This window comes from Streptomyces sp. DH41, from assembly GCF_029813785.1.
Lineage (GTDB): Bacteria > Actinomycetota > Actinomycetes > Streptomycetales > Streptomycetaceae > Streptomyces.
Window position 1 is genome coordinate 232,821 of sequence record NZ_JARVKY010000010.1, and the last position, 26,080, is coordinate 258,900.

Here is a 26,080-nt window from a genome sequence, read left to right on the forward strand (position 1 = left end):
GTAAACAGGTGGGCCCCGCGCGGCGGATACGCTAGGGGGGTGACGTTCCCGGTAGTCGGTATGGTCGGCGGTGGCCAGCTCGCTCGTATGACACACGAGGCGGGCATCCCGTTGGGCATCAGGTTCAAGCTCCTCAGTGACACTCCTCAGGACTCTGCGGCGCAGGTCGTGAACGAAGTCGTCGTCGGCGACTATCGCGACCTGGACACGTTGCGCGAGTTCGCGCGCGGCTGTGACGTGATCACCTTCGATCACGAGCACGTGCCGACCGAGCACCTCAGGGCCCTGGAGGCGGACGGCATCCCCGTGCGTCCCGGTCCTGACGCGCTCGTGCACGCCCAGGACAAGGGCGTGATGCGCGCGAAACTCGACGCGATCGGCGTGCCCTGTCCACGGCACCGGATCGTGCGCGATCCGGCCGACGTGGCCGCCTTCGCGGACGAGGGTGACGGTTTCCCCGTCGTCCTCAAGACCGTGCGCGGCGGCTACGACGGCAAGGGGGTGTGGGTGGTGGACTCCGTCGAGGAGGCCGCCGAGCCCTTCCGCGCCGGTGTGCCCGTGCTGGCGGAGGAGAAGGTCGACTTCGTCCGCGAGCTGGCCGCCAACGTGGTCCGCTCCCCGCACGGCCAGGCCGTGGCGTACCCCGTCGTCGAGTCCCAGCAGGTGAAGGGCGTCTGCGACACGGTGATCGCGCCCGCCCCCGGCCTCGACGAGGCCCTGGCGCTGCGGGCCGAGGAGATGGCGCTCGGCATCGCCAAGGAGCTGGACGTCGTCGGCCACCTCGCCGTCGAGCTGTTCCAGACCCGCGACGGCCGCGTCCTCGTCAACGAACTGGCGATGCGCCCGCACAACTCCGGCCACTGGACGATGGACGGCGCGATCACGTCGCAGTTCGCCAACCACGTCCGCGCGGTCCTCGACCTCCCCCTCGGCGACCCGCGCCCGCGCGCCCCGTGGACGGTCATGGTCAACGTCCTCGGCGGTGACTATCCGGACATGTACTCCGCGTACCTGCACTGCATGGCCCGCGACCCCCAGCTGAAGATCCACATGTACGGCAAGGACGTGAAGCCCGGCCGCAAGGTCGGCCACGTCAACACGTACGGCGACGACCTGGACGACGTGCTGGAGCGCGCCCGTCACGCCGCCGGCTACCTGAGAGGGACGATCACCGAATGAACGCGGTAAGCCCGGTGAGTCCGGTCGTGGGCATCGTCATGGGGTCCGACTCCGACTGGCCCGTGATGGAGGCCGCCGCCAAGGCACTCGACGAGTTCGAGATCGCCTACGAGGTCGACGTCGTCTCCGCGCACCGCATGCCGCGCGAGATGATCGCGTACGGCGAGCAGGCCGCCGGCCGCGGTCTGAAGGCGATCGTCGCGGGCGCCGGGGGCGCCGCCCACCTGCCCGGCATGCTCGCCTCCGTCACCCCGCTCCCGGTCATCGGCGTGCCGGTGCCGCTGAAGTACCTCGACGGCATGGACAGCCTCCTGTCCATCGTGCAGATGCCGGCCGGCGTCCCCGTCGCCACGGTCTCCGTCGGCGGCGCCCGCAACGCCGGCCTGCTGGCCGCGCGGATGCTCGCCGCGCACGACGAGGAGCTCCTCGCCCGCATGCGCGAGTTCCAGCAGGACCTGGGCGACCAGGCCACCGAGAAGGGCAAGCGGCTGCGCACCAAGGTCGAGGGCTCCGCGGCCTTCGGCTTCGGGAAGTGAGGCCCGTGACCTCCCTCGACCAGGCCCGGGAGCTGCTGCGCGAGTTCCCCGTCGTCGACGGCCACAACGACCTGCCCTGGGCGCTGCGCGAGCAGGTCCGCTACGACCTCGACGCCCGTGACATCGCCGCCGACCAGTCCGCCCACCTGCACACCGACCTCGCCCGGCTGCGGGCCGGCGGCGTCGGCGCGCAGTACTGGTCGGTGTACGTCCGCTCGGACCTGCCCGGCGCGGTGACCGCGACGCTGGAGCAGATCGACTGCGTACGGCGGCTGATCGACCGCCACCCCGGGGACCTGCGCGCCGCGCTGACCGCCGCCGACATGGAGGCCGCGCGCGCCGAGGGCCGGATCGCGTCCCTGATGGGTGCCGAGGGCGGGCACTCCATCGACAACTCGCTCGCCACGCTCCGCGCGCTGTACGCGCTCGGCGTGCGCTACATGACCCTCACCCACAACGACAACATCGCGTGGGCGGACTCGGCGACCGACGAGCCCGGCGTCGGCGGTCTGTCGGCCTTCGGCCGCGAGGTCGTGCGGGAGATGAACCGCGAGGGCATGCTGGTCGACCTCTCGCACGTGGCGGCGACGACGATGCGCGACGCGCTGGACACCTCCACCGCACCGGTGATCTTCTCGCACTCCTCCGCGCGCGCCGTCTGCGACCACCCGCGCAACATCCCGGACGACGTCCTGGAGCGGCTGCCGGCCAACGGCGGCATGGCGATGGTGACGTTCGTGCCGAAGTTCGTCCTCCAGGCGGCCGTGGACTGGACGGTCGCCGCCGACGAGAACATGCGCGCGCACGGCTTCCACCACCTCGACGCCGGCCCCGAGGCGATGAAGGTCCACCGCGCCTTCGAGGAGCACTCCCCGCGTCCGGTCGCCACGGTGTCCACGGTCGCCGACCACCTCGACCACATGCGCGAGGCCGCGGGCGTCGACCACCTCGGCATCGGCGGGGACTACGACGGCACGCCCTTCACCCCGGACGGTCTCGGCGACGTCTCCGGCTACCCCAACCTCATCGCCGAACTGCTCGACCGCGGCTGGTCCCGGGCCGACCTGGCCAAGCTGACCTGGAAGAACGCGGTCCGGGTGCTGGGCGCCGCCGAGGACGTGGCCCGTGGCCTTCAGGCGACCCGGGGGCCGTCCAACGCGACGCCGGAGGAGCTGGACGGCTGAGCCGGCCCCTCCTCGTCCTCGCCCGGGTGGGGCGCTCGTACCCCCGAACGCCCCACCCGCCAGGAAGCCCCTCCCGCTCCGTGCGACGGTGACCGTAACGCACGACGACCGTACGGAGCCGGCCATGGCAGACCTCCAGGACGACCTGCACACCAGCACCGGGGCCGGCGGGCTCGACGATCTGCCCGTGCCGCCCGCCGCCCAGGCCTTCCCGCCGGAGCCCTACGCGCCTGTGTCCGACCCCGACGACGAGCCGCTGGCCCGGGCCCACGCCGTGCTGGCCGCCCACCCCGTCGCCGACGGCTACAGCGGTCTGCCCCGCACGCTCAAGCACCTGCCCTGGTACGACCTGGAGCTCGGCGAGAGCGCCGTCGACACCGACCTGCCGCGACTGCGCGAGGGCCGTGTGGGCGCCCTGTTCTGGTCGCTGCACCTGCCCGAGGCCGTCGACGGCGACCGTGCGGTCGGCGCGACCCTGGAGCAGTTGGACCTGGTCAAGACGGTGGTGCGGGCCTACCCGGAGGGACTGCGCCTCGCCTACGACGCCGGGCAGGCCATCGACGCGCGCAACTGCGGCCGGGTCGCCGTGCTGCCCGGACCCGCCGGCGCCGCCGCCCTCGGCGACTGCCTCGGCATCCTGCGCTCCCTGCACGCTCTCGGCCTGCGCGTACTGACGCTGACCGGGGCGAGTTGGGCGAGTGAGGCGGGACTGACGCGGTTCGGCGAGGAGGTCGTGCGCGAGATGAACCGGCTCGGCGTCGTCGCCGACCTCTCCGGCGCCTGTGCCGACACCATCCGCCGCACCTTCGCCATCTCCAAGGCTCCGGCGCTGTGCACCCGCTCCGCGGCCCGCGCCCTGCGCCCGCATCCCGCCAACCTCCCCGACGACCTGCTCGTCGAGCTGGGCGCGGCCGGGGGCCTGTGCATGGTGCCGCTGACCGCCGAACAGACCGGCCCGACAGTCCGGGACGTCGCCGACCATCTCGACCACGTCCGCACGGTGGCCGGCCCGCGGAGCGTCGGCCTGTCCGGCACCTACGACGCGGGCACCGCCCATCCGCTGGAGCTCGGCGACGCCTCCTGCTACCCGCGGCTCATCGCCGAGCTGCTGCGGCGCGGCTGGGACGAGGCCGACGTGGCCCTGCTGACCTGGGGCAACGTCCAGCGTGTACTGCGGGGAGCGGCCTTCACCGCCCGCGCGGCACAGCTGCGCCGGGAGCCTTCGACGGCGACGATCGCCGAACTCGACGGATGACCGTCACGCGTGCTCGATCCGGCACAGGCAGAACGGATGCCCCGCCGGGTCGGCGTACACCATGAAATCCTTCTTCTCCCGGTCCTCCAGGTCCAGCGGCCGGGCGCCCAGCGCGAGCACCTTCTCGTGCGCCGCGTCCATCTCCTCCCAGGTCGCCCCGCCGTCGAAGTCGAGGTGGAACTGCTGGGCGTCGCGGTCGGCGCGCGGCCACTGAGGCGGGGTGAGCCCCGGCGCCCGCTGGAAGGACAGCCTCGGCCCGCCGGGCACCTGGAGCACCACCCAGTCGGGATCCTGCTCGTCGGGGGTGCCGCCGCCGACCCGCGCGTAGAAGCGGGCCAGCTCGCGGGGCTCGGGACAGTCGACGACGACGGAACGCAAACGTGCCACGGGTGCCATGGGGAACCTTCCGGTGTGGGCGGTCCGGGTCTCGCTCAGCAGGCGCAGAGGCAGAACGGGTGCCCGGCCGGGTCCGCGTAAACCCGGAAGGTCCGGGCCCGGTCCTCCGCGTCCAGCGGCCTCGCGCCCAGCTCCAGCACGGCCTTCTCCGCCGCGTCCAGGTCCTTCACGTCGAGGTCGAGGTGGAACTGCTGCGCGCCGTCGGGCCCGGGCCACTTCGGCGGTACGTAGCCGGGGGAGCCCTGGAAGGCCAGCGTCCGCCCGCCGGGCAGGTTCAGGTCGACCCACTCGTACTGGTCGTCGCTCTTGTCCTCGACGGTGCCGCCGAGGACGTCGGCGTAGAAGCGGGCCAGTGCGTGGGGGTCGGGACAGTCCAGGACGACGACGCCCAGTTCGGCGACAGCCATGACTTCCTCCTTGAAGTCCGCGTCCTTCGGTTACCGGCAAAGTACGGGTAACCAGTAACGGTTACTGCATGCTGCCGTATTGCCGGTAACGTCGCAAGCATGAGTGAGAGATCGCCCGCGCCGGGAGGCCTGGACCTGGTCGAGACCCTGGTGAACACGCTGGACGTCGAGACGGGCGCCGACTCGCTGGACACACCGCAGGGCCGGGCGCGGTTCGGCCTGACGGAGGACGACGTACCGGGGGTGCGCGAGCTGCGCGAGTCGCTGCGCGCGACCCTGCTCGCCCACGCGGGCCACCCGCCGCACCGCGTGGTGACCCCGCTGGGCGAGCTGCTGGCCGGGGCCCCGCTGGTGGTGACGGTCGACGCGGCCGACGGCTCCGCCGCCCTCGCTCCGGCCGGGGACGGCTCCCTGCCCGCCCGGGTCGCCGCCGCCGTCGCCGAGGCGCTGGTCGCGGGCACCTGGACCCGGCTGAAGGCCTGCGAGGCCGCCGACTGCCACTGGGCGTACTACGACCGCAGCCCTGCCGGACGCGGGCGCTGGTGCTCGATGCAGGTGTGCGGGGCACGCGCCAAGATGCGCCGGTACCGGGCCAAGGAGGCGTGACCCACAGGGGTTCACCGGCCGCCGGGCCGCCCGTGGGGCAGAATGCGGATGACGCCGGTTCGGCCGACTGAGCCTCGGCCGAACCGGCGTCACCCGTCGATCGGCCGGGGCTACGCCGTCGGACGGCCCATCGCCCGGTACGTCCAGCCGGCCTTCCGCCAGGCCTGCGGGTCCAGGGCGTTGCGCCCGTCGAGGATCACCCGGGCCGCCACGGCCTCGCCCAGCGCCTCCGGGTCCAGCTCGCGGAACTCCCGCCACTCCGTCAGGTGCAGGACGACGTCCGCGCCCCGCACCGCCTCCAGCGCGGAGTCGGCGTAACCGAGCGTCGGGAACAGCCGCCGGGCGTTCTCCATGCCCTTGGGGTCGTACACCGTCACCTGGGCGCCCTGGAGGTGGACCTGCCCGGCGACGTTCAGCGCGGGGGAGTCCCGTACGTCGTCCGAGTCGGGCTTGAAGGTGGCGCCGAGCACCGCGACCCGCTTGCCGAGGAAGGGGCCGCCGCCCAGCGCCTGCCGGGTCAGCTCCACCATCTGGCCGCGCTGGCGCATGTTGATCGAGTCGATCTCGCGCAGGAAGGTCAGCGCCTGGTCGGCGCCCAGCTCACCGGCGCGCGCCATGAACGCCCGGATGTCCTTCGGCAGACAGCCGCCGCCGAACCCGATTCCGGCCCGCAGGAACTTCTTCCCGATCCGGTCGTCGTACCCGATCGCCTCCGCCAGCTTGGCCACGTCGCCGTCGGCCGCCTCGCACACCTCCGCCATCGCGTTGATGAAGGAGATCTTGGTGGCGAGGAAGGAGTTCGCGGAGGTCTTCACCAGCTCGGCCGTCGGGAAGTCGGTGACGACGAAGGGCGAGCCCTCCGACACCGGCGTCGCGTACACCTCGCGCAGCAGCTTCTCGGCCCGCTCGCTGCGCACGCCGACCACGATCCGGTCGGGGTGCAGCGTGTCCTTCACGGCGAAGCCCTCGCGCAGGAACTCCGGGTTCCAGGCCAGCTCGGCGTCGTCACCGGCCGGCGCCTGCTCGGCGAGACAGCGGGCCAGCCGGTCGGCGGAGCCCACGGGCACGGTCGACTTGCCGACGACGAGCGCGGGGCCGGTCAGGTGCGGGGCCAGCGAGGCCAGCGCGGATTCGACGTACGACATGTCACAGGCGTACTCGCCGTGCTTCTGCGGCGTGTTCACGCACAGGAAGTGCACGTCGCCGAAGGCGGCGACCTCGGCGAAGTCGGTGGTGAAGCGCAGTCGCCCGCTGGACCCCTCGATCCCGGCGACGTGCTTGCCCAGCAGCTCCTCGAGCCCCGGCTCGTACATCGGGACCTGGCCCCGCTGGAGCATCTCGATCTTCTCGGGCACCACGTCCAGGCCCAGCACCTCGAACCCCAGCTCGGCCATGGCCGCCGCATGGGTCGCGCCGAGATAGCCGGTGCCGATCACGGTGATCTTGAGGGCCATGGGTGCTCCAGAGGTGTACGGCTGAGGTGCGCGCCCGAGCATATCCGGGACGCGGCGGAAGCCTTTCGGGCGGCTGTCGTCAACCTCACCTATCCACGGCGCGGAGGGGGCTCTAAAATTTGGGTTACTTAACGGTAGTTAGCGTGCCCAGCATCACAGCGTTTTGGAGCGTGAGAGACCTTGGCCGGATCGGCTGACTTCGACCTGTACCGCCTGTCCGAGGAGCACGACATGCTCCGGGACGCCGTCCGCTCCCTGGCCGAGGCGAAGATCGCGCCGCACGCCGCCGCGGTGGACGAGGAGGCCCGCTTCCCCCAGGAGGCCCTCGACGCCCTGACCGCGAACGACCTGCACGCGGTGCACGTCCCCGAGGAGTACGGCGGCGCGGGCGCCGACGCCCTCGCCACGGTGATCGTCATCGAGGAGGTCGCCCGCGTCTGCGCGTCGTCCTCCCTCATCCCCGCCGTGAACAAGCTCGGCTCCCTCCCGGTGATCCTCTCCGGCTCCGAGGAGCTGAAGAAGAAGTACATGGCCCCGCTCGCCAAGGGCGACGGCATGTTCTCCTACTGCCTCTCCGAGCCCGACGCGGGCTCCGACGCGGCCGGCATGAAGACCAAGGCGGTCCGCGACGGCGACCACTGGATCCTGAACGGCGTCAAGCGCTGGATCACCAACGCGGGCGAGTCGCGGTTCTACACGGTGATGGCCGTCACCGACCCCACCAAGCGCTCCAAGGGCATCTCCGCCTTCGTCGTCGAGAAGTCCGACGAGGGCGTCTCCTTCGGCGCCCCGGAGAAGAAGCTCGGCATCAAGGGCTCGCCCACGCGCGAGGTGTACCTGGACAACGTCCGCATCCCCGCCGACCGCATGATCGGCGAGGAGGGCACCGGCTTCGCCACCGCGATGAAGACGCTGGACCACACCCGCATCACCATCGCCGCCCAGGCCCTCGGCATCGCCCAGGGCGCCCTCGACTACGCCAAGGGCTACGTCAAGGAGCGCAAGCAGTTCGGCAAGCCGATCGCCGACTTCCAGGGCATCCAGTTCATGCTCGCCGACATGGCCATGAAGATCGAGGCCGCCCGCCAGCTGACGTACGCCGCCGCGGCGAAGTCGGAGCGCGGCGACGGCGACCTCACCTTCCAGGGCGCCGCCGCCAAGTGCTTCGCCTCCGACGTGGCGATGGAGGTCACCACGGACGCGGTGCAGCTCCTCGGCGGCTACGGCTACACCCGTGACTACCCGGTGGAGCGCATGATGCGCGACGCGAAGATCACGCAGATCTACGAGGGCACGAACCAGGTCCAGCGCATCGTCATGGCGCGCAACCTGCCGTAGGACCCGGGCCGGACGCGGGGCTGTGCCCCTCGGGGCCCTGTGTCAGTCCTCGTACCCCTCCGCCACCCGCCGCTCCCGCAGCTCCATGATCGCGCGACGGCGGGCCAGGCGGTGGGTGCGACGGATCTGGGCCTCCTGGTAGCGGCGCATGTCCTTCCCGGTCTCCGGGAGGACCGGCGGGACCGTGCGCGGCTTGCCGTCCGCGTCGACCGCGGCGAAGACCAGGTACGCCGAGCCGACCTGGGTGGCGGGGGTGGACTCGTTCCAGCGTTCGGCCAGGACCCGGACGCCGACCTCCATGGAGCTGCGGCCGGTCCAGTTGACCTGGGCCTTCACATGGACGAGGTCGCCGACGCGGACCGGTTCGAGGAACGCCATCTCGTCCATGGACGCGGTGACGGCGGGGCCGCCGGAATGCCGTCCGGCCACGGCGCCCGCCGCGTCGTCGACGAGCTTCATGATCACTCCGCCGTGCACCGTGCCCAGAAGGTTGGTGTCGCTGTGGGTCATGATGTGGCTGAGCGTGGTGCGGGACGCCGAGGTCGGCTTGCCCGGGATCTCCGGAGTCGCCGAGTGCGCGGCTGAGGCCTGTTCTGCCTGGTCTGTCATGGCATCCACCTTATGCCGGGACGACATCGGAGTAATTTGTGTCAGCTTCGCAACAGCGCTGACCTTATTTTCCGACGGCCCTTATGGCCCGCAGCGCGGACCTGCACACTGGTGCGCATGACTGATTGGCCCGAGGCATCGACCGGTGACAACCGCGGCGGCCGGTACGGACGCGGCAGCGCGAGCGCGCGGCCCGAGAGCGCCCGCGTGATGCGACAGGTCCGCCGCGGCCAGGCGCCCCCGCCCGGCCCGGGCCCTGCGGCGCCGCCCTACGGCGGCTCAGTGCCGCAGCAGCCCTCCTACGTCGACGGTCACGGCGGCCAGGACACGTACGACAGCGGCTACAACACCGGCCAGGTCTACGGCAGCCCCGGCGGCCGGGGCTCCGGGCCGGGCCCCGGCGGTCCCGGTCCGGGCCGGCCCGCGCCGGACTGGCGGCGCCGGATCAAGTGGACCGCGATCACCGTGGTGACCGCGCTGGTCGTCACCACCGTCGGCACCTACTTCTGGGCCGACTCCAAGCTCAACCGCGAGGTCGACCTGTCCAAGGTCATCGAGCGGCCCGGGGCCGGTGAGGGCACGAACTACCTGATCGTCGGTTCCGACAGCCGCGAGGGCATGACCGACGAGCAGAAGAAGGACCTGCACACCGGTTCCGCCGAGGGCAAGCGCACCGACTCGATGATGATCCTGCACACCGGGGACAACGGGTCGACGCTGATCTCGCTGCCCCGTGACTCGGACGTGGAGATCCCGAGCTTCGTCGGCTCCGAGTCCGGCAAGAAGTACGAGGGCACGGGCCGGCGCGTGAAGCTGAACGCCGCGTACGCGGAGGACGGCCCCGAGCTGCTGGTCCGCACCATCGAGCACAACACCGGGCTGCGCCTGGACCACTACGTGGAGATCGGCTTCGCCGGCTTCGCGAACATCGTGGACGCGGTCGGCGGCGTCGAGATGGACATCCCGCAGGACATCAAGGACCCCAAGTCCGGCGCGGACCTCAAGAAGGGCAAGCAGACCCTGAACGGCGAGGACGCCCTCGCCTTCGTCCGCACCCGCTACGCGCTGGCCGGCTCCGACCTGGACCGGACGAAGAACCAGCAGAAGTTCCTGTCGGCGCTGGCGAGCCAGGTGGCCACCCCGTCGACCGTCCTCAACCCGTTCAAGCTGTACCCGACCATGGGCGCCGGCCTGGACTCCCTCATCGTCGACAAGGACATGGGCCTGTTCGACCTGGCCGGCATGTTCTGGGCGATGAAGAGCGTCAGCGGCGGTGACGGCACGTCGATGAACATGCCGGTCTCGGGCAGCGTCGGCGGAAACCTCAAGTGGGACGACGCCAAGGTGAAGCAGCTCGTGGAGCAGCTGAAGAACGACGAGAAGGTCACCGTCAAGGGCAACTGACACCCGTGCGCACGCCCGGCCCCGGTCACCGCTTCCCGCAGGCCACCTCGTCGCCGCGCACCACGGTGCCCGACTCCCGCGGCGGGTCCGCCGGTTTCACCTTCACGACCTCCTCGAAGCCGGCGCCCGCGATCACCTTCAGCGTCGGGCCCTGGCCCTCGACCGGCCGCAGCTCGCTGCCCGGCAGGGCGGCGGCCAGCGACTTCGCGGAGCGGTCCCAGCGGGGGTCGAAGGCGACGACGGTCCGCTCGACCGCGCGGTCGACGGCGTTCCTGGGCACCCGGGTGGTGCGGAACCCGGCCGCGGCCAGCGCGTCGTCCACCCGCTTGCCGAGTCCCGGCGTGCGCGTGCCGTTCTCCACCTGGACCCGCACCTGCTCCGGGTCCACCGGAACACGTACCGGCGCCGGACCCTTCGGCTTCGGCTCGGGCGCGGCCAGCCGCCGGTCCTCACGCAGGGCGTCGAAGATCCGCTCGGACTCGGCCGGATCCCACTTCAGGGTCGAGCCGACGCCTTTGACGTCGTGACCCATCTGCCCGATGGGCACGGTGGTGAACTCGGACGACGACGGGGAGAAGTTCCGCATCGCCCGCCCCAGCGCCAGCAGCTCGTCGGTGCCGAAGCCCTCGTCGGCCCGTACCGAGCCCAGTACCGCCTGGGTGACGTCGCGGAACTTGAGCGGGTTCAGCAGCAGCCCGGAGGAGGTCGCCCGGTCGACCAGGGCGGCCAGGAAACGCTGCTGGCGCTTCATCCGGCTCAGGTCCGAGGCCCCGTCGAGGTGGCGGGCGCGGACGTACTGCAGCGCCTGCCCGCCCATCAGCCGGTGGGTGCCGGCCGGCAGGTCGAGCCCGGTGTGGCTGTCCTTGAGCGGCTCGACGGTGCAGATCTCCACGCCGCCGAGGACGTCCACCGTCTTCATGAAGCTGGTGAAGTCGACCTCCAGATAGTGGTCGATCTTCACACGGGTCATGTTCTCGACCGTGCGGATGGTCAGCTGCGGGCCGCCCTCGGCGTAGGCCGCGTTCAGCTTGAGGGGGTGCCCCTTGTGGTGCTCGCCGGTGGTGCGGTCGGTGTGGTCGGGCGTCTCGGCGTACGAGTCGCGCGGCAGGCTGACGACGCTGGCGCGCTCCCGGTCCTCCGAGATGTGCACGATCATGACCGTGTCGGTGCAGTGGCAGGGGGCGCCGCCGAGGCGGTACTTCTGCCGCTCCTCCTCGCTGATCCGGTCGCGGCCGTCGGTGCCGACCAGCAGGATGTTCATGCCGTCGCCCGCCCGCGGCCGGTTCTTCATGTCCTTGAAGGCGTCGACCCGCGAGATGTCCGCGTCGAGGCCGGCGAGCACGGCGTGTCCGATCCCCGCGGAGGCGAGCACCACCACCGACAGCGCGGTCACCGCCCGCACGGCCCAGCGCGGCCGCTTCCGTCGTACGGGGGGCCTCGGCGGGCGGCGGGACGGACGCGCGCCGCCGGGCCGCGGCTCAGGACCGCCACGGGGGGACGCGGCCGGGACCCGGGGGGAGCGGGGCGGCGTGGGCAAGGTGACACCTCCGCGGGGACGGGCCGTGCGGCCGGACGTGGGATCCGTGAGCACCGTAGGCCCATACGATCTGCTGCCCGGGGCAGTGACCCCGCGGCGCGCACCCTTGTCCCCCGTTCGCGGTAACGTGAGCACCGATGAACGCCAAGTCCGACGTGCGGCTGCCCGCCGTTTCCGTGATCATGCCCGTCCTCAACGAGGAACGGCATCTGCGCGGCTCAGTCCGCGCCATCCTCGCCCAGGAGTACGCCGGCGAGATGGAGGTCGTGATCGCCCTCGGTCCCTCCACGGACCGTACGGACGAGATCGCCGCAGAACTCGTCGCCGAGGATCCGCGCGTACACACCGTGCCGAATCCCACCGGCCGTACGCCCGCCGCGCTGAACGCCGCGATCAAGGCCTCGCGCCATCCGGTCGTCGTCCGCGTCGACGGCCACGGCATGCTCTCGCCGAACTACATCTCCACGGCCGTACGTCTCCTCGAGGAGACCGGCGCGCAGAACGTCGGCGGCATCATGCACGCCGAGGGCGAGAACGCCTGGGAGGACGCCGTCGCCGCCGCGATGACGTCGAAGATCGGCGTGGGCAACGCGGTCTTCCACACGGGCGGCCGGGCGGGCCCCGCCGAGACGGTCTTCCTGGGGGTCTTCCGCCGCGAGGCGCTGGAGCGGCAGGGCGGCTACAACGAGGAGTTCATCCGCGCCCAGGACTGGGAGCTGAACTTCCGCATCCGCGAGGCCGGCGGTCTGATCTGGTTCTCGCCGGAGCTGAAGGTGTCCTACCGGCCGCGGCCGAGCGTGCGGGCGCTGGCCAAGCAGTACAAGGACTACGGCCGCTGGCGGCACGTCGTCGCCCGCTACCACTCCGGCTCCATCAACCTGCGCTACCTCGCCCCGCCGACGGCCGTGTGCGCCATCGCGGCCGGCGTCGTGGTGGGCGCGGCGCTGACCCCGTGGGGTTTCGTCGTACCCGGCGGCTACCTGGCCGCGATCGTCGCCGGCTCGCTCCCGGCGGGCAAGGGGCTGGGGCCGAAGGCGCGGGCGCAGATCCCGGTGGCGCTGGCGACCATGCACATGTCGTGGGGCTGGGGTTTTCTGACCAGCCCGCGGTCGCTGGCCAAGCGGGTCATCGCCTCGCGGCGCCCGGCGGTCGTCGACCCGAAGGCGGACAGGCCCTAGGACTCGGCAGCACCGTGTGAACGGGGGCGGGGCCCATCGAGGAGATGGGTCCCGCCCCCGTTCGCAGGGCCGGTGCTTCGGCAGTGGTCAGTTGCATCCCAGGGCGAAACTCGTCCACTCGTGGTTGGGGACCTTGGTGTTCAGGTAGACGCACGTGCTGGGCGCGTGAACGTAGACCGGTCCGGCGTACGTGGTGTAGGAACCGCTGTCCCGGTGCCAGCTGCCGCCGGCGGCCCTGATGGCGACGCTCATCGAGCTCGGCGAGCCGTAGTTGCTGTTACCGCTGTCCTTCACGAGGACGGCACAGTTATAGCCGTTGGAGGGGTTGTAGAGCAGTACGTGCCAGTAGTACCGGTTGGGCAGCCCCTGATCGCCCACTTCCACCGTGACGTTGTAGGCGGAGCCGCAGGCGGATCTGGCCAGACTGACCGCACCGCTCTGGGTCGTCGCACTGGCGTTCGTCGCCAGGGGGGCGATGATCAGGGCTATCGCCGAGAGGAAGACGGCGGCGATCTTCTTGCGCATGGGTACAGCCTCCTGAGGGGTGCGAAAAAGTCGTGGGTATTCGATCACCGATCACATGTTCGAGACCCGCTCAGGTGTGCTTCTGGCTTGTTTCCGGCGAGACAATGGCCAGTTGGAGGTACTTGACTTCCCGCACCCGGACGCCGCCGGAACCCGGTGACGGGCGGCGGTACGCGGGGACGGTGGTCAGGACCAGGTGAACGCCGGGTTCACGTGCATGCAGGCGCTCTCGTCGCCGCCGTTGAGAGCCTTGGCCGAATCGGGGGTCTTGTCGTCAGCCGCGGGTGCCTTGTACGCCGTACCCTCGCGCCAGTCGGCGCCGACGACGAGCGTGACGCCCGAGACGTCGGTCGACCTGTGCACCGAACTCGTCGGAATGCCCAGGGACTTGGCCACGCGCTGCGCGTCGCCCTCCAGGTCGGCGGTCGGGTAGCGGACGACCGTGAGGCTCTCGCTGGGCAGTACCGAGGAGTCGGCGACCGCTTTGGCGAAGCCCTGCTCCACCAGTAGTCCGGCGACCGTGGTCGCACGTCCGCGGGCCAGGCCCAGACGGTCGGTGCGGGTGCCGTTGCGGACCCGGACCGCGATCTCGTCGTCGGCGGCGGCCGGGTCGTCCGAGACCTTCGGCTCGTCGTCGGAAGCCTTCTTCTTCGCGTCCTTGCCGTCCAGCGCGATGTCCTCCCGCACCAGCCGGAACAACTGTTCCGCGTCCTCGGTCGGCTCCACCCGGGCGCCCACGTACCGGTTGGGCATCGTGGTCATGGTGATGCGCTCCGGCTTCACCCCGCGCAGTTCGTTGCTGAGGTCGTACAGCTTCTTGACGGTGTCCAGGCCCGGGTCGACCGTGAGCGCCCCGGTGGCCTCCTCGGCCAGCCTGCGCAGCTTGTTCGGGCTGCTCAGGGTCGCGTTCTCGCGCAGCGTCCGGACCATCGAGTTCAGGTACATGTGCTGGGCCTTGGCCCGCGCCAGGTCGCTGCCGTCCTCGAAGCCGTAGCGGGTGCGCAGCCACTGGAGGGCCTGTTCGCCCTTGATGGGATGCGTGCCCTTCTCCAGTTTGAGACCGGAGCCGTGGCCCTGGCCGTCGCGCGAGTGGATGTTGGCGTCCACACAGACCGGGACGCCGCCGACGGCGTCCGCCATCGACACCACGCCCGCGAAGTCGACCATCATGAAGTGGTCGATGTGGATGCCGGTCAGCTCCTGCCAGGTGGCCACCGTGCAGCCGGGACCGCCGTGTCCCAGGCTCTGGTTGGTCATCGTCCGGCCCTCGCTCGCCGGGTAGACCTCGCCGTCGTCGGGGTCGGTGCACCGGGGTATCTCGACGAGGGTGTCGCGCGGCATGCTCACGACCGACATGTTGCTGCGGTCGGCGGACAGGTGCACCAGCATCTGTACGTCCGCCAGCGGGGTGGAGCCGAACGTCTCGCGGGCGCCGCCGAGTTTCTGGTTCTCCTCGCTGTCGCGCGCGTCCGAGCCGATCACGAGGATGTTCAGCGGGGTCTGCCCGGCGGCGTTCGGTGTCGGCGGGGCGACCTTGCTGTCGCCCAGGTTCAGCGGGACCTTCTTGATGTTGTCGTTGAGGTGCTCGTAGTAGAGGTATCCGGCGCTCGCCGTGCCCACTATGAGCACGGCGAGTGTCACCGCGGTCCAGCGCAGCGCACGGCGTCCTGCGCGGGGCCGGCGTCTGACGGCCTCGGCACCGCCGTCGCCGTCGTCGGTGCCGGGGGTGCCGGCGGCGCTCGTGGAGCCCGCCTCGCCCTCCGTCCCCTCTGTCCCGTCCGCGCTCTCGACGGTGGTCTCCGCACGCCCGGGGGCGTCCGATGCGCCCTTCAGCGTGTTCTCCCCCTGCACACTGCTCCGCGTCATGTCCGCGTCCCCTCCCCACCCCGCGCCAAGACCGCGGGCCCGTCATCGTCCTGTGAGACGTACGACAGGCCCGTCAGGTCAACTGGCGCACTGCTTCTGGTCGGCCGTGGTCTTCGGCAGGTCCGGCGTCTCGATCGATTTGGCGTTGAGTTTGACGCCGGCGCCCTTGAAGTCCTTGCCGAGGGTGAGGGTCATGGTGGGCAGGCCCTGGGCGTTGGCGGTGCTCTCGCCGGGTTTCATGGCGGCGCCGGACAGGCCGAGGATCTCGGCGAGGGCGCGGGCCTGGGCGGCCTGGTCGGGGGCGTACTCGAGGGTGGTCCTGGCGACTTCCGCGTCGGCGTTGCCGGCGTTCTCGGACTTGGTGACGCCGGCCTCGGTCTGGAGGTAGGTCAGTTCCTGCCCCGCGCTGCCGGCCGGGGCGCCGCCGTTGAGGACGCGGACGCGGACCTCGGAGGGGTCGGACTTCTCGCCCTTGAGGCGGGCCGCGACGGCCGCGGCCTCCTTCTTCTCCTTCTGCTTGACCTCGGTGAAGGAGATGTCGTTCCTGATCATGTCGAAGACCTGGGGCGCTTCCGTCTCCAGGGGGACGACGGTCGCCTTGACCTTCTCGGCGGGGTTGTCCTTCACCGGCACCGTGAGGAACGTGATGTTCTTCGTCGGCACCTTCTTCAGCTCCAGGGCGATGTCCTTGAGCGTGCCCACGTTGCCGATGGGCTTGTCCACGGTCAGGGCCTTGGTCGCGGCCTCGGCGAGCTTCACCAGTTTGGTGGGGCTGGTGAGGGTGTCGCTCGAGGACATCTTCCGCATGAGCGAGCCCAGGAACTGCTGCTGCACCTTGATGCGGTCCAGGTCGCCCTCGTTGCCGAAGGCGTGTCGGGTGCGGACGAAGGCGAGGGCGTCCTCGCCCTTGACCACGGACTCGCCCGCGGGCAGCTCGAGTTTGGACTTCTTGTCGTTGACGGCGTGCTCCACGCAGACGGTGACCCCGTCCACCGCGGTGGTCAGCGTCTTGACCGCGTTGAAGTCGGCCATCATGAAGTGGTTCGGCTGGATGCCGGTCGCCTCCTTCACCGTGCGCATGGTGCAGCCCGCGTTCCGGCCGCCCTCGCCGAGGCTCCTGTTGAAGCGGACGTCCTGCTCCCCGGGGACGACCGTCTTGGTTCCGTCCTCCTGCGTGGTCTCGCAGTCGGGGATGTCGACGATCAGGTCGCGGGGGATGCTGAGCGCGGTGGCGTTGGAGCGGTCCTTGGCCACGTGCAGCAGGATCGTGGTGTCGGCGTGGCCGACGCTGCCGGCGTCGCCGTACCCCTCGTTGCCCGCACCGGTGCGCTTGTCGGTGCCGATGATGAGGATGTTGAAGGCCTCGTCCTTCTTGAAGCTGCTGCTGCCGGCGTTGCCGACGTCCGTCGTCGAGACGTTGCCCTCGAGGTGCTTCAGGTAGGCGTAGCCGCCGACACCGGCCACCAGGACCACGAACGCCGTGCTGCCGCCGGCCCACAGCAGGGCCTTCTTGCCCTTCGACTTCTTCTTCTCGGGCCGCCGCCCGCGCCGCCCCGGCGCCGTCTCCTCGGGTGCCGGACGACGCCGTCGCTGGGGCGGGACCTCGCGGCCGGGCGCGGCCGTACGGCGACGTGCCGTGCCGGCGCCGCCGTCGGCGGCGGAGGAGTCCGTGGCGTCGCCCGCACGGCGGGCGCTCCTGCGGGGGCCCGGGACGGCCGACTGCGGTGCGGAAGGAGACAGTCGCAGTTCGTATTCACCGGTGCGCGGATTCAGTACCCACTGGTCTGCGGGATCGACGTTGTCTGCCCGCCCACGTCCTTGCGCGTCCACGGTCTCCCAATCCTCCGGCGGCGCCACGCGGCACCTTCCCCGGAAGGTGCACGATAAAGGGTCAACATGTGCACGACGCCAGGGCGGACCTCGCGGCGGGGGCACTGGAGCGCTCACACTATCGGCCCAGTTCAGCGTCGAACGACACTGGTGACAAATTCGACGGCCCTACAACAGGGCAATTCCTCCTATTTTCATGAACTCCTACCATCGGTAGGGCTGGTACACGTCCATGCACTCGTCGGTGTCCGAACCGTTCAGGGCGTTGCTGTTCTCCGGCAGGTCTCCGGCCTCGGGCGTCTTCTGTTTCGGATAGGACGTCCCCGAGCGCCAGTCCGCTCCCACCACGAGCGTGATCCCGGACACGTCCGTCGACTCGCGCACCGCGCTCGCCGGAATTCCCAGCACCTCGGCGACGCGCCGGGCGTCGCCCGCCAACTCGTCGCTCGGGTAACGGACCACGGTCCTTTCCTCGGAGAGCGCGGACGAGGTGTCCTTGGACGCCTTGCCGAAGCCCTTCTCCACCAGCGCCTGGACGAGGGCGCCCGCACGGCCGCCGACCGGACCGAGAGTGGCGGAGCGGGTCGCGTTCTGGACGAGGACCTCTATCTCGGAGTCGGGGGCGGGGGAGTCCCCGGAAGGTTTCCGGTCGGCGTCCTTTCCCGCCTCCTTTCCGGTGGCGGAGTCCTGCGCGTCCTTGTCGTCCTTGCCCCCGTTGTCGTCGTAGGGCACGTCGTCGCGCAGCATCGCCCACATCCGCTCCGCGTCGGCGCCGTCCAGGAGCAGGTGGTTCTCGTTCCGGTGGTCCTGGACGGTGGGTATCGTCGTCATGGTGATGCGGTCGGTGGGCACCGTCTTGAGCTGCATGCCCAGGTCGAAGAGCTTCTTGACCGTGCCGATCTCCTCGGAGACCCCCAGGGACTTCGTGGCGGCGTCGGCCAGGTCCATCAGCCGGCCGGTGTCGGTGAAGACGTTCTGCCCCTTCAGGGTGCGGATCATCGAGTTCATGTACATGTGCTGCGCCTGGGCCCGCAGCACGTCGCTGCCCCAGGCGTGCCGGGTGCGCAGCCACTGGAGCGCCTGCTCGCCCCGCACCTTCTTCGGGCCGGAGGACATCTTCAGGCCGGAGCCGCCCGGCACGCCGGGCAGCGGGCGGTCCCACACGTTCTGGTTCACGCAGACCTCGACCCCGCCGACGGCGTCCGCCATCGACACCACGCCCGCGAAGTCGATCGTCATCCAGTGGTCGATGTAGACCCCGGTGAGGTTCTCCCAGGTGGCCAGGGTGCAGCCGGCGCCGCCTCGGCCCAGCGAGTTGGTGATGATCGCGTTGGTCGCCGGGTAGGTCTTGCCGGTCTCCGGGTCGGTGCACTCCGGGATGTCGACCCGGGTGTCACGAGGGATGCTGACGACGGAGGCGTTCTCGCGGTCGGCCGACAGATGGACGAGCATCTGCACGTCGCCCCGCGGCGGTTCGTCGCGGGTGTCCCTGCCGCCTCCCAGCGCCACGTTGGCATCGGAGGCGCGGCTGTCGGAGCCGATCAGCAGGATGTTCAGGGGAGTCTGCCCGGCCGCGTTCGGCTCGGTCCGGCGCGCCTTGGAGTCGCCGCTGCTGCGCTCGCCCTTCTCGATGTTGCCGTTCAGATGCTCGTAGTAGAGGTATCCGGCGCCGGCCGTGCCGAGTATCAGGACCGCGAGGGTCGTCGCGGACCACCGCAGCGCGCGATGCCGGCGCCCGGAGCGTCGCCGTCGCCTGCCGTTTCCGCGCCCAGGGCCTCCCTGCCCGCCCGTGCTCGCTCCGCCGTCGTCACGGGCGCGCCGGACGGCGCCCGCTGGTGTTCCCTCCCCGTGCACACCGCTCTGCGTCATGTCCCTCTCCCCCTCGGGCCCGCGAACGCGTCCCTGTACGCGACCTCTTCGCGCAGTTGGACGTACGGGCCCCCTCGTTGGCTGTACGGACGTCCCGACGGACTGTCAGACGCGCGCGGGGCCCGTCAGGTCACTTCGGGCACGCGACCTTCACGGGGGCGGCGTCGAGTCTGAAGCCGGCGCCCCGAAGTCCGTGCCGAGGAGGGGGAGGAGGGGGAGAGGGAGGGGAAGGGGGCGGGGGAGTCCTGACCGGTCCGGGCCGCCCCGTCGCAGGGCACGTCGCGCCCGGCGGCGAAAGCGGTCAGGTGCCGCGTGATCGCTCCCGCGGCCTCAAGCCGTCCGGTGGGTCGCTGTCAGCCGCAGTGGACGCCGTAGTTGATACGCGTGTAGTTGGACTCCGCGCGGCCGCCCCAGTCGATGCACGAGCCCGGGGCGTAGAGGTAGACGGGACCCGCGTAGTAGTTGTAGACCCCGTCGTCCTGCGTGCCGGCCGGCCATGAGGTGGACGTGTTGTGGCGCCGCAGGTTGGCCCCCAGGATCTGGGGCGTCCCCGGGGCGTCGCCCACGGTCACGACGCAGTTGTACCCGGTGGAGCTGTTGTAGGTCAGGAACGTGTTGCCCCCGCCGACATCCATCGAGTTGATCACCCTGTAACCGGAACCGCAGGCGTTGTTGTAGGAGGCCGCCTCGGCGGTGCCGGCCGTGACGGCCATTCCCGCGGTGGTGAGGCCGAGGACTGTAGCGGCGGACGCGAGTCGTCTGGGCAGACGCATGAGTGAACTCCTGTCGGTTCGGCGCGACGTCGAAGGAACCTGGTTCGTGGCGCAGGTCGTCGCCCGGGGATGGCCGAGGGCGGCGGCCTGGAACCGCTCAAGATCATGACATGGCTGGATCAAGTGCGGTGATCCCGCGCAGGGAATGGCCGGATAGGCAGGGGTGATGGCCGACACGTGCGGTCACACGCCCGTGGGGCGGCCCGTCAGGTCACTTCGCGCACTCGACCTTGTCCGCAGTGGACTTCTGGGCCTCTTCGGGCGCTTTCCCGAAGGTGGCGTCGAGTTTGACGCCGGCGCCCTTGAAGTCCTTGCCGAGGGTGAGGGTCATGGTGGGCAGGCCCTGGGCGTTGGCGGTGCTCTCGCCGGGTTTCATGGCGGCGCCGGACAGGCCGAGGATCTCGGCGAGGGCGCGGGCCTGGGCGGCCTGGTCGGGGGCGTACTCGAGGGTGGTCCTGGCGACTTCCGCGTCGGCGTTGCCGGCGTTCTCGGACTTGGTGACGCCGGCCTCGGTCTGGAGGTACCGGAGCTCCTGCTGGGCACTGCCGGCCGGGGCGCCGCCGTTCATGACGCGGACGCGGACCTCGGAGGGGTCGGACTTCTCGCCCTTGAGGCGGGCCGCGACGGCCGCGGCCTCCTTGTCCTCCTCCTTCTTCTCCTTGCGCTTGACCTCGGTGAAGGAGATGTCGTTCCTGATCATGTCGAAGACCTGCTGGGCGGGCCCCTCCTGAAGGACGACCGTCGCCTTGACCTTCTCGGCGGGGTTGTCCTTCACCGGCACGGTGGCGAAGGTGAGGTTCTTGGTGTTGAGCTTGCCCAGCTCCAGCCCGAGGTCCTTCAGCTTGCCTATGCTGTCCAGCTTCGAGTCGACGGTCAGCGCCTCGGTGGCCGCCTCGGCCAGCTTGACCATCTTCGAGGGGCTGGTGAGCGTGTCGTTGGACTTGAGCTTGCGCATCAGCGAGCTGAGGAACTGCTGCTGGATCTCGATGCGACTGAGGTCGCCGCCGAAGCCCACGGAGTGCCGGGTGCGCACGAAGGCCAGCGCCTGCTCGCCCTCGATGGTGCGTTTGCCGGCCCGCAGATTGAGGTGTGAGTCGGGGTCGTTGATGTCCTTCGCCAGGCACACCTCGACTCCCTCGACCGCGGTGGTGAGCGTCTTGACCGCGTTGAAGTCGGCCACCATGAAGTTGTCGGGTGTGACCCCGGTCAGCTCGGTGACGGTCCGCATGGTGCAACTGGGCGTACGGCCGCTCTGGCCGAGGCTGTTGTTGAAGCGGACGCCGGTGGAGCCGGGGATGACCTTCTTGGACCCGTCCTCCTGCGTGGTCGGGCAGTCGGGGATGTCGACGATCAGGTCGCGGGGGATGCTGAGCGCGGTGGCGTTGGAGCGGTCCTCGGCCACGTGCAGCAGGATCGTGGTGTCGGCGTGGCCGGCGCTGCCCGTGTCGCCGTAACCCTCGTTGCCCACACCGGTGCGCTTGTCCGTGCCGATCAGCAGGATGTTGATCGCCTTGTCCTTCTGGAAGCCACCGGTGCTCGCACCGTCGTCCGCGACGGACTTGATGTTGTCGTTGAGGTGCTCCAGATAGAGGTAACCGGCCGTACAGGCGGTGAGGACGACGAGCGCCATGGTGCCGCCGGTCCACAGCAGGACCTTCTTGCTCTTCGACTTCTTCTTGGCCGGCCGCCGTCGGCCGCGCCGGCCGGGGGGCGGCTCCTCGGGTGCCGTACGGCGCCTGCGGGGTGGGGGGACCTCACCGCCGGGGGCGGCCGAGGACGCGGGCGCCGACGCCTGTGCGCCGCGGCCGCGTGACCCGTTGGGTGTGCCGGAACCGCGGGAGCCACGGGTTGTGCCGGGTGTCGCGCCACGGGGGCGGGGGACGGGTGACTGCGGTGCGGAAGGGCTCAGTCGCAGTTCGTATTCACCGGTGTCCGGGTTGAGTACCCACTGGTCTGCGGGGTCGATGTCCTCCGACCGCCCACGGCCTTGCGCGTCCACGGTTGTCCGAATCCTCCGTCGGGGCCACGCGGCGCCCTCCCCTCCAGGCGCCCGGTCTCACTCGGTGCACGGCCCTGGGCTGAGTTTCATGGCCAGGCGCACCGGATCGCTCACACTAACCGCCCTGTCCGGTGCGGGGCGACGGCAGTGCCGCATTCCACGGAACTTACAACTGGGCAATCCGGCGCATTCCTTGGAGAATTGTCCGCCTCTTTCACAGCATCCCCGCCCCAGCCCCGCGTTCGCCCCGCCTGTGCCGCGCGCCTTATTGAAACGCTCTTTACCCGCAGATGTCCTCCGCGGCGGTGTTCCCGCTGAACGTCGGCGCCGGGGAATCGCCGGCGCCGGGTTCGCGGGAGTTCCCGGAACCGGTCGCCTTGTCCCGCTCGGTCGCCGCCGTGATCGCCACGGGTTCGTCCGTCCGCAGGCGGGTGAACAGCTTCTCGGCGGCGGGCTCCACGAGTTGGTCGCGATTGGCGTCACCCGCGTACGACTCCCTGGGAACGGTCAGGAACTGCACGCGTTCGGTGGGAATTCCGCGCAGCCCGCGCACGAGGTCGTACAGACCACGCAGGTTCGCCAGATCCGGATCCGTGGTGAGCGACGACGTGGCCGCGTCCAGAACGGGATACAGCTTCACCGGATTCAGCAGTACGTCATTGCTCTGCACCTTGTTGACGAGCGCCCCCAGGAAACGCTGCTGCCGGTCCATCCGGTCGGTGTCGCTGCCGTCTCCTAGCGACTTGCGGGCGCGGACGTAACCGAGCGCCTGCTCGCCGTCGAGCGTCACCCGGCCCGCGGGCAGCTTCAGCTTGGCGTCCTTGTCGTCGACCGGTTTCCGCAGGCACACCTCGACGCCGTCCAGCGCGTCCACCATCTCCTTGAAGCCCTGGAAGTCGACGACCACATGATGGTCGATCCGGATACCGGTCAGCTTCTCCACCGTCCGGACCGTGCACGCCGAACCGCCCGCCGCGAAGGCGTAGTTGAACTGCGTGAACACCGGCTCGGCGCGTGACCCGTCGGGGCGGCGGCAGTCGGGCACGTCCACCATCAGGTCGCGGGGGAGGGAGACGGCGGTGGCGCTGTCCCGGTCGGCGGCCAGGTGCAGCAGGATCGTGGTGTCCGACCGCTCGGTCCCGGAGTCCCGGCCGTAGCGCGCGTTGCCGTCACCGGAGCGCGAGTCGGAGCCGATCAGCAGGACGTTCCGCGCGTCGCGGACCAACGCGGTGGGCCGCTCTTTCTCGTACCGGGCGAGTTCGGCCGCCGCCGCCTCGTCCGACGTGATGTTGCCGTCCAGCTTGGTGTACACGGCCCACCCGGCGCCCACGGCACCGGCGGCCAGCACGGCGATCGCGAGCCCCGAACACCCCAGCCGCCGCCTCCGACGCCGCCGCCTCAGCCCCTTCCCTGTCGCGGAAACCCCCGCTCCGGGCCCCGGGGCACGCTCGGCGCCGCCCTCACCGAGGGGCGCGTCCGCGTCGTCATCGCCCACGTCTCCCTCCGTCCCGCTCACGTGCGCTCCTACGACCATGACCCGGTCGAGCGCCCGGGGCGGCACGGGACTGACCCGAACGGGTCACGCACACCCGGATCGTCCGGCAGCGCCACCGCCGTGCCCGGCCCCCACCGCGCAGGTCCCACCCCGGGGGACTGCCCCGCGCCGGCACGGACGTCGGGCGCCCCGCCAGCCCCGGGTCGCGTCCGGCCTGGCTTCCGGGACGGGCGCCCCGTCAGCCCCGGGTCGCTTGCGCCCCGTACCCACGGCGGACCCCTCGTCAGCGCCGGGTCACACGTCCCAGGGCCCCACCCCGACACCGAGTCCCCGCCCCCCCCGGGGCAGGCACCTCACCGCGCCGTGGCCGAAACCCTCTCCGACTCGATCCGCTGGTCCACGACACCGGCACCGGCCTGCTCCAGATGCCGGCACAGCACCACGGAGCCCCCGCTGGCCAACGGCCCGTACAACCCCGCGCTCAACCCCTCCCACGTGTCGTACGGCAACCCCGACAGGATCCGCGCCCCCGACCCCGTGAGCCCCAGCCCGGACGCCTCCGCCCGAGCCCGCTCCACGACCTCCGCCCCGCTGAACTCCCGCCCGGCCACGATCAGCGCGGGCGTCTCCGGATCCACCGGCACGTACGGCACGAACCGGTCGCCCTGCCCCGGCACCTCCACCGCGTAATCGGCGAAGCCCTCCGGCGGCCGCGGCACGAACCGCCCACCGAGCGGCCGCAGCGCCAGCGCGACCCGCGCGCCCGAGCACGCCCGTGCCGCCTCCAGCGCCTCAGGCTCCGGCCCGCTCACGACCACGTCGGCCGCCGCCGGGTCACCCGCCACGTCGGCGACGACACCCACCGACGCGCACGCCAGCAGCCACACCGCCGTCTGCCAGTGCGCGGGCAACAGCAGAGCGACCCGGTCGCCGGGTTCGACGGACAGTTCGTCCTGGAGCAGATTCGCCGTCTTGGCCACCCAATTGGCGAAGGTGGCGACGGACAGTTCGACGCGTTCGCCGGTGGCGTCGTCGTAGAAGGTCACCAGGGGGCGTCCCGGGTCCGCGGCGAGCGCGGAACTCAGCAGGTCGGCAGGGGTGCGGTCGGTCGCGTTCATCCGCGCAAGCGTACGCGGGCCCTGGGGCGCGCACCGAGCGTACGGCGTACCGCGCGGCCACCGGATCGGACGAAAACGCCCTACAGCCCGTCAGGTCACGAATGGACAGATTTGTACGACAATGTCAACGATCAATGGCATGCGTGGATTTCTTGCTTCCTCGATCGGTGTCACGTGCGCGGCGGCCCTGGCCCTCCCGCTCGCCCCGCCCGCGGCGGCGGCAGCCACCTCCGCGGCCGAGCCCACGACCGGAAGAACGGCACGGTCCGAGGCACACGTCCCCGGCAGCACCCAGTCGCTGCCCCTCGCCCCCCTCACCCACAACCGCGCCCCCGGCGCCGCCGAACAGGGCGTGCCCCGCCGCGACGTACGCCACTTCTCGCTGGTCGGTGTCGTCTGGGACAACCCGGACACCGACCTGCACGGCCACGTCCAGGTCCGCACCCGTGCCACCGCCACCGGCACCTGGTCCGGCTGGCAGGAGCTGGAGACCCACAACGCCGACCACGCCGCCGACCCCGGCACCCCCGAAAGCACCTCGGGCCGCGTCCGCGGCGCCACCGCCCCGCTGTGGGTGGGCGAGTCCGACGGCGTGGAGGTACGGGTCAGGGCGGAGCGAATTCCCGAAGCCGTCAAGGCCGCGGAGGCCACCGAGGCCGCCGCCTCCCCCCTCCCCACGGGCATGCGCCTCGAACTCGTCGACCCCGGTCAGGCCACCCCGCCCCCGGCGGCCCCGGGCCCGGAGGAGGGCCCCCGCACCACGGCCATGACGGCCGAGTCCGCGAAAGCCGTCGCCGCCTCCGCCGTCAACGCCGGCCTCGCCCCGCTCGGCGCCACCGAGATCCCGGCGGCGGGGCAGAGAGCGAAGCCGTACGTCGGCCCCCGCCCGAGCATCACCACGCGCCGCGGCTGGGGCGCCGACGAGAGCCTGCGCGATCGGAAGTTCGTGTACACGAAGAAGGTCAAGGCGGCCTTCGTGCACCACTCGGCCACGGGCAACAACTACACCTGCAAGCAGGCGCCGTCAGTCATTCGCAGTATCTACCGCTACCACGTCAACAGCATGGGCTGGCGCGACCTCGGCTACAACTTCCTCGTCGACAAGTGCGGAAAGATCTACGAGGGGCGGGCCGGGGGCGTGTCCAAGGCGGTGCTGGGCGCCCACACCCTGGGGTTCAACTCCAACAGCATGGGCATCGCCGTCCTCGGCACCTACAGCTCCAAGAAGCCGTCGTCCGCCGCCGTGAAGGCGGTCGCCCGCCTCACCGCGTGGAAGCTCGGTCTGAACGGCATGAATCCGCGCGGAAAGACATACCTGAAGTCCGGTGGTGGCAATCTCTACCGAAAAGGCAAGAACGTACGACTGAACGTCATCTCCGGTCACCGCGACGGCTTCGCCACGAGCTGCCCCGGCAAGGCGCTCTACGGCAAGCTCGGCACGACCCGCTCGACGGCGGCGAAGTACCAGGGCCGCTGAGGACGTACACCGCCGCACCGCTACACCGCACGACCCACCGCACGG

22 protein-coding genes are annotated in these 26,080 nt (G+C 71.0%); 9 read left to right on the forward strand and 13 right to left on the reverse strand.

Annotation, left to right across the window (positions count from 1 at the left end):
• The first annotated feature begins 39 nt into the window (after positions 1–39).
• The 4 genes from QC283_RS18950 to QC283_RS18965 all read left to right on the forward strand — a co-directional run bounded on the left by QC283_RS18950 (position 40) and on the right by QC283_RS18965 (position 4,154).
• Entirely contained in the window at positions 40–1,179 is a 1,140-nt protein-coding gene (locus QC283_RS18950; protein WP_279562738.1) for a 5-(carboxyamino)imidazole ribonucleotide synthase, read from the forward strand.
• Positions 1,176–1,715 (forward strand): 5-(carboxyamino)imidazole ribonucleotide mutase, encoded by a 540-nt coding sequence (gene purE / locus QC283_RS18955; protein WP_279562739.1) that lies wholly within the window; start codon positions 1,176–1,178, stop codon positions 1,713–1,715. Before QC283_RS18950 ends, purE begins: the two co-directional genes overlap by 4 nt.
• Positions 1,716–1,720: 5 nt before the next feature.
• The gene (locus QC283_RS18960; protein ID WP_279562740.1) at positions 1,721–2,899 is read left to right on the forward strand and encodes a dipeptidase; all 1,179 of its coding nucleotides are present in this window, start codon (positions 1,721–1,723) and stop codon (positions 2,897–2,899) included.
• Positions 2,900–3,023: 124 nt separating this feature from the next.
• Positions 3,024–4,154 carry a dipeptidase gene (locus QC283_RS18965; protein WP_279562741.1) on the forward strand — a complete coding sequence of 377 codons (1,131 nt, stop codon included), beginning with the start codon at positions 3,024–3,026 and terminating at the stop codon, positions 4,152–4,154.
• 3 nt (positions 4,155–4,157) lie between these two features.
• Here the strand turns inward: QC283_RS18965 and QC283_RS18970 are convergent, their stop codons facing one another.
• Both QC283_RS18970 and QC283_RS18975 read right to left on the reverse strand, forming a co-directional pair.
• The gene (locus tag QC283_RS18970; protein WP_279562742.1) at positions 4,158–4,550 is read right to left on the reverse strand and encodes a VOC family protein; all 393 of its coding nucleotides are present in this window, start codon (positions 4,548–4,550) and stop codon (positions 4,158–4,160) included.
• Between the two features lie 35 nt (positions 4,551–4,585).
• Positions 4,586–4,957, reverse strand: coding sequence for a VOC family protein (locus tag QC283_RS18975; RefSeq protein WP_279562743.1), 372 nt, complete (start codon positions 4,955–4,957; stop codon positions 4,586–4,588).
• Between the two features lie 99 nt (positions 4,958–5,056).
• Here QC283_RS18975 and QC283_RS18980 point away from each other — a divergent pair, with 99 nt between their 5' ends.
• A complete protein-coding gene (locus QC283_RS18980; RefSeq protein ID WP_279562744.1) occupies positions 5,057–5,563 on the forward strand; it encodes a CGNR zinc finger domain-containing protein in 507 nt (168 codons plus the stop codon).
• A 110-nt stretch (positions 5,564–5,673) separates the two neighbouring features.
• Here QC283_RS18980 and QC283_RS18985 read toward each other — a convergent pair whose 3' ends face one another.
• The gene (locus tag QC283_RS18985; RefSeq protein WP_279562745.1) at positions 5,674–7,017 is read right to left on the reverse strand and encodes a UDP-glucose dehydrogenase family protein; all 1,344 of its coding nucleotides are present in this window, start codon (positions 7,015–7,017) and stop codon (positions 5,674–5,676) included.
• A gap of 180 nt (positions 7,018–7,197) precedes the next feature.
• Here QC283_RS18985 and QC283_RS18990 point away from each other — a divergent pair, with 180 nt between their 5' ends.
• Positions 7,198–8,355 (forward strand): acyl-CoA dehydrogenase, encoded by a 1,158-nt coding sequence (locus QC283_RS18990; protein ID WP_279562746.1) that lies wholly within the window; start codon positions 7,198–7,200, stop codon positions 8,353–8,355.
• Positions 8,356–8,397: 42 nt separating this feature from the next.
• Here QC283_RS18990 and QC283_RS18995 read toward each other — a convergent pair whose 3' ends face one another.
• A complete protein-coding gene (locus QC283_RS18995) occupies positions 8,398–8,964 on the reverse strand; it encodes an acyl-CoA thioesterase (protein WP_279562747.1) in 567 nt (188 codons plus the stop codon).
• A gap of 117 nt (positions 8,965–9,081) precedes the next feature.
• Between QC283_RS18995 and QC283_RS19000 the strand changes: the two genes are divergently transcribed.
• Entirely contained in the window at positions 9,082–10,368 is a 1,287-nt protein-coding gene (locus QC283_RS19000; protein ID WP_279562748.1) for an LCP family protein, read from the forward strand.
• Between the two features lie 25 nt (positions 10,369–10,393).
• On the opposite strand, the gene QC283_RS19005 is transcribed toward QC283_RS19000, so the two are convergent.
• Complete coding sequence (locus QC283_RS19005) at positions 10,394–11,905, reverse strand: LCP family protein (protein WP_279562749.1); 1,512 nt, start codon at positions 11,903–11,905, stop codon at positions 10,394–10,396.
• Between the two features lie 137 nt (positions 11,906–12,042).
• On the opposite strand from QC283_RS19005, the gene QC283_RS19010 reads away from it, so the two are divergent.
• Positions 12,043–13,083: a glycosyltransferase family 2 protein gene (locus QC283_RS19010; protein WP_279562750.1), complete on the forward strand. Its 1,041-nt coding sequence runs from the start codon at positions 12,043–12,045 to the stop codon at positions 13,081–13,083.
• Between the two features lie 87 nt (positions 13,084–13,170).
• Here QC283_RS19010 and QC283_RS19015 read toward each other — a convergent pair whose 3' ends face one another.
• The 8 genes from QC283_RS19015 to QC283_RS19050 all read right to left on the reverse strand — a co-directional run bounded on the left by QC283_RS19015 (position 13,171) and on the right by QC283_RS19050 (position 24,558).
• Positions 13,171–13,608, reverse strand: coding sequence for a spore-associated protein A (locus QC283_RS19015; protein ID WP_279562751.1), 438 nt, complete (start codon positions 13,606–13,608; stop codon positions 13,171–13,173).
• Between the two features lie 186 nt (positions 13,609–13,794).
• Positions 13,795–15,474: an LCP family protein gene (locus tag QC283_RS19020; protein WP_279562752.1), complete on the reverse strand. Its 1,680-nt coding sequence runs from the start codon at positions 15,472–15,474 to the stop codon at positions 13,795–13,797.
• Positions 15,475–15,552: 78 nt separating this feature from the next.
• The gene (locus tag QC283_RS19025; protein ID WP_279562753.1) at positions 15,553–17,304 is read right to left on the reverse strand and encodes an LCP family protein; all 1,752 of its coding nucleotides are present in this window, start codon (positions 17,302–17,304) and stop codon (positions 15,553–15,555) included.
• Positions 17,305–17,508: 204 nt separating this feature from the next.
• Positions 17,509–19,173 carry an LCP family protein gene (locus tag QC283_RS19030; protein WP_279562754.1) on the reverse strand — a complete coding sequence of 555 codons (1,665 nt, stop codon included), beginning with the start codon at positions 19,171–19,173 and terminating at the stop codon, positions 17,509–17,511.
• A 353-nt stretch (positions 19,174–19,526) separates the two neighbouring features.
• On the reverse strand, positions 19,527–19,946 hold the full coding sequence (locus tag QC283_RS19035) for a spore-associated protein A (protein ID WP_279562755.1): 420 nt from the start codon (positions 19,944–19,946) through the stop codon (positions 19,527–19,529).
• Positions 19,947–20,157: 211 nt separating this feature from the next.
• A complete protein-coding gene (locus QC283_RS19040; RefSeq protein WP_279562756.1) occupies positions 20,158–21,945 on the reverse strand; it encodes an LCP family protein in 1,788 nt (595 codons plus the stop codon).
• A gap of 280 nt (positions 21,946–22,225) precedes the next feature.
• Positions 22,226–23,440, reverse strand: coding sequence for an LCP family protein (locus QC283_RS19045; protein ID WP_443032644.1), 1,215 nt, complete (start codon positions 23,438–23,440; stop codon positions 22,226–22,228).
• Between the two features lie 353 nt (positions 23,441–23,793).
• Positions 23,794–24,558: a TIGR03089 family protein gene (locus QC283_RS19050; RefSeq protein ID WP_279562757.1), complete on the reverse strand. Its 765-nt coding sequence runs from the start codon at positions 24,556–24,558 to the stop codon at positions 23,794–23,796.
• A 139-nt stretch (positions 24,559–24,697) separates the two neighbouring features.
• On the opposite strand from QC283_RS19050, the gene QC283_RS19055 reads away from it, so the two are divergent.
• A complete protein-coding gene (locus QC283_RS19055; protein WP_279562758.1) occupies positions 24,698–26,035 on the forward strand; it encodes a peptidoglycan recognition protein family protein in 1,338 nt (445 codons plus the stop codon).
• Positions 26,036–26,080: the final 45 nt, after the last annotated feature.

Bases quoted from the DNA above. Each gene is read 5' to 3' on its own strand.
- purE (WP_279562739.1), top strand. From the start codon at position 1,176: ATGAACGCGGTAAGCCCGGTGAGTCCGGTCGTGGGCATCGTCATGGGG.
- QC283_RS18965 (WP_279562741.1), top strand. From the start codon at position 3,024: ATGGCAGACCTCCAGGACGACCTGCACACCAGCACCGGGGCCGGCGGG.
- QC283_RS18970 (WP_279562742.1), bottom strand. From the start codon at position 4,550: ATGGCACCCGTGGCACGTTTGCGTTCCGTCGTCGTCGACTGTCCCGAG.
- QC283_RS18975 (WP_279562743.1), bottom strand. From the start codon at position 4,957: ATGGCTGTCGCCGAACTGGGCGTCGTCGTCCTGGACTGTCCCGACCCC.
- QC283_RS18980 (WP_279562744.1), top strand. From the start codon at position 5,057: ATGAGTGAGAGATCGCCCGCGCCGGGAGGCCTGGACCTGGTCGAGACC.
- QC283_RS18985 (WP_279562745.1), bottom strand. From the start codon at position 7,017: ATGGCCCTCAAGATCACCGTGATCGGCACCGGCTATCTCGGCGCGACC.
- QC283_RS18995 (WP_279562747.1), bottom strand. From the start codon at position 8,964: ATGACAGACCAGGCAGAACAGGCCTCAGCCGCGCACTCGGCGACTCCG.
- QC283_RS19000 (WP_279562748.1), top strand. From the start codon at position 9,082: ATGACTGATTGGCCCGAGGCATCGACCGGTGACAACCGCGGCGGCCGG.
- QC283_RS19010 (WP_279562750.1), top strand. From the start codon at position 12,043: ATGAACGCCAAGTCCGACGTGCGGCTGCCCGCCGTTTCCGTGATCATG.
- QC283_RS19015 (WP_279562751.1), bottom strand. From the start codon at position 13,608: ATGCGCAAGAAGATCGCCGCCGTCTTCCTCTCGGCGATAGCCCTGATC.
- QC283_RS19020 (WP_279562752.1), bottom strand. From the start codon at position 15,474: ATGACGCGGAGCAGTGTGCAGGGGGAGAACACGCTGAAGGGCGCATCG.
- QC283_RS19030 (WP_279562754.1), bottom strand. From the start codon at position 19,173: ATGACGCAGAGCGGTGTGCACGGGGAGGGAACACCAGCGGGCGCCGTC.
- QC283_RS19035 (WP_279562755.1), bottom strand. From the start codon at position 19,946: ATGCGTCTGCCCAGACGACTCGCGTCCGCCGCTACAGTCCTCGGCCTC.
- QC283_RS19050 (WP_279562757.1), bottom strand. From the start codon at position 24,558: ATGAACGCGACCGACCGCACCCCTGCCGACCTGCTGAGTTCCGCGCTC.
- QC283_RS19055 (WP_279562758.1), top strand. From the start codon at position 24,698: ATGCGTGGATTTCTTGCTTCCTCGATCGGTGTCACGTGCGCGGCGGCC.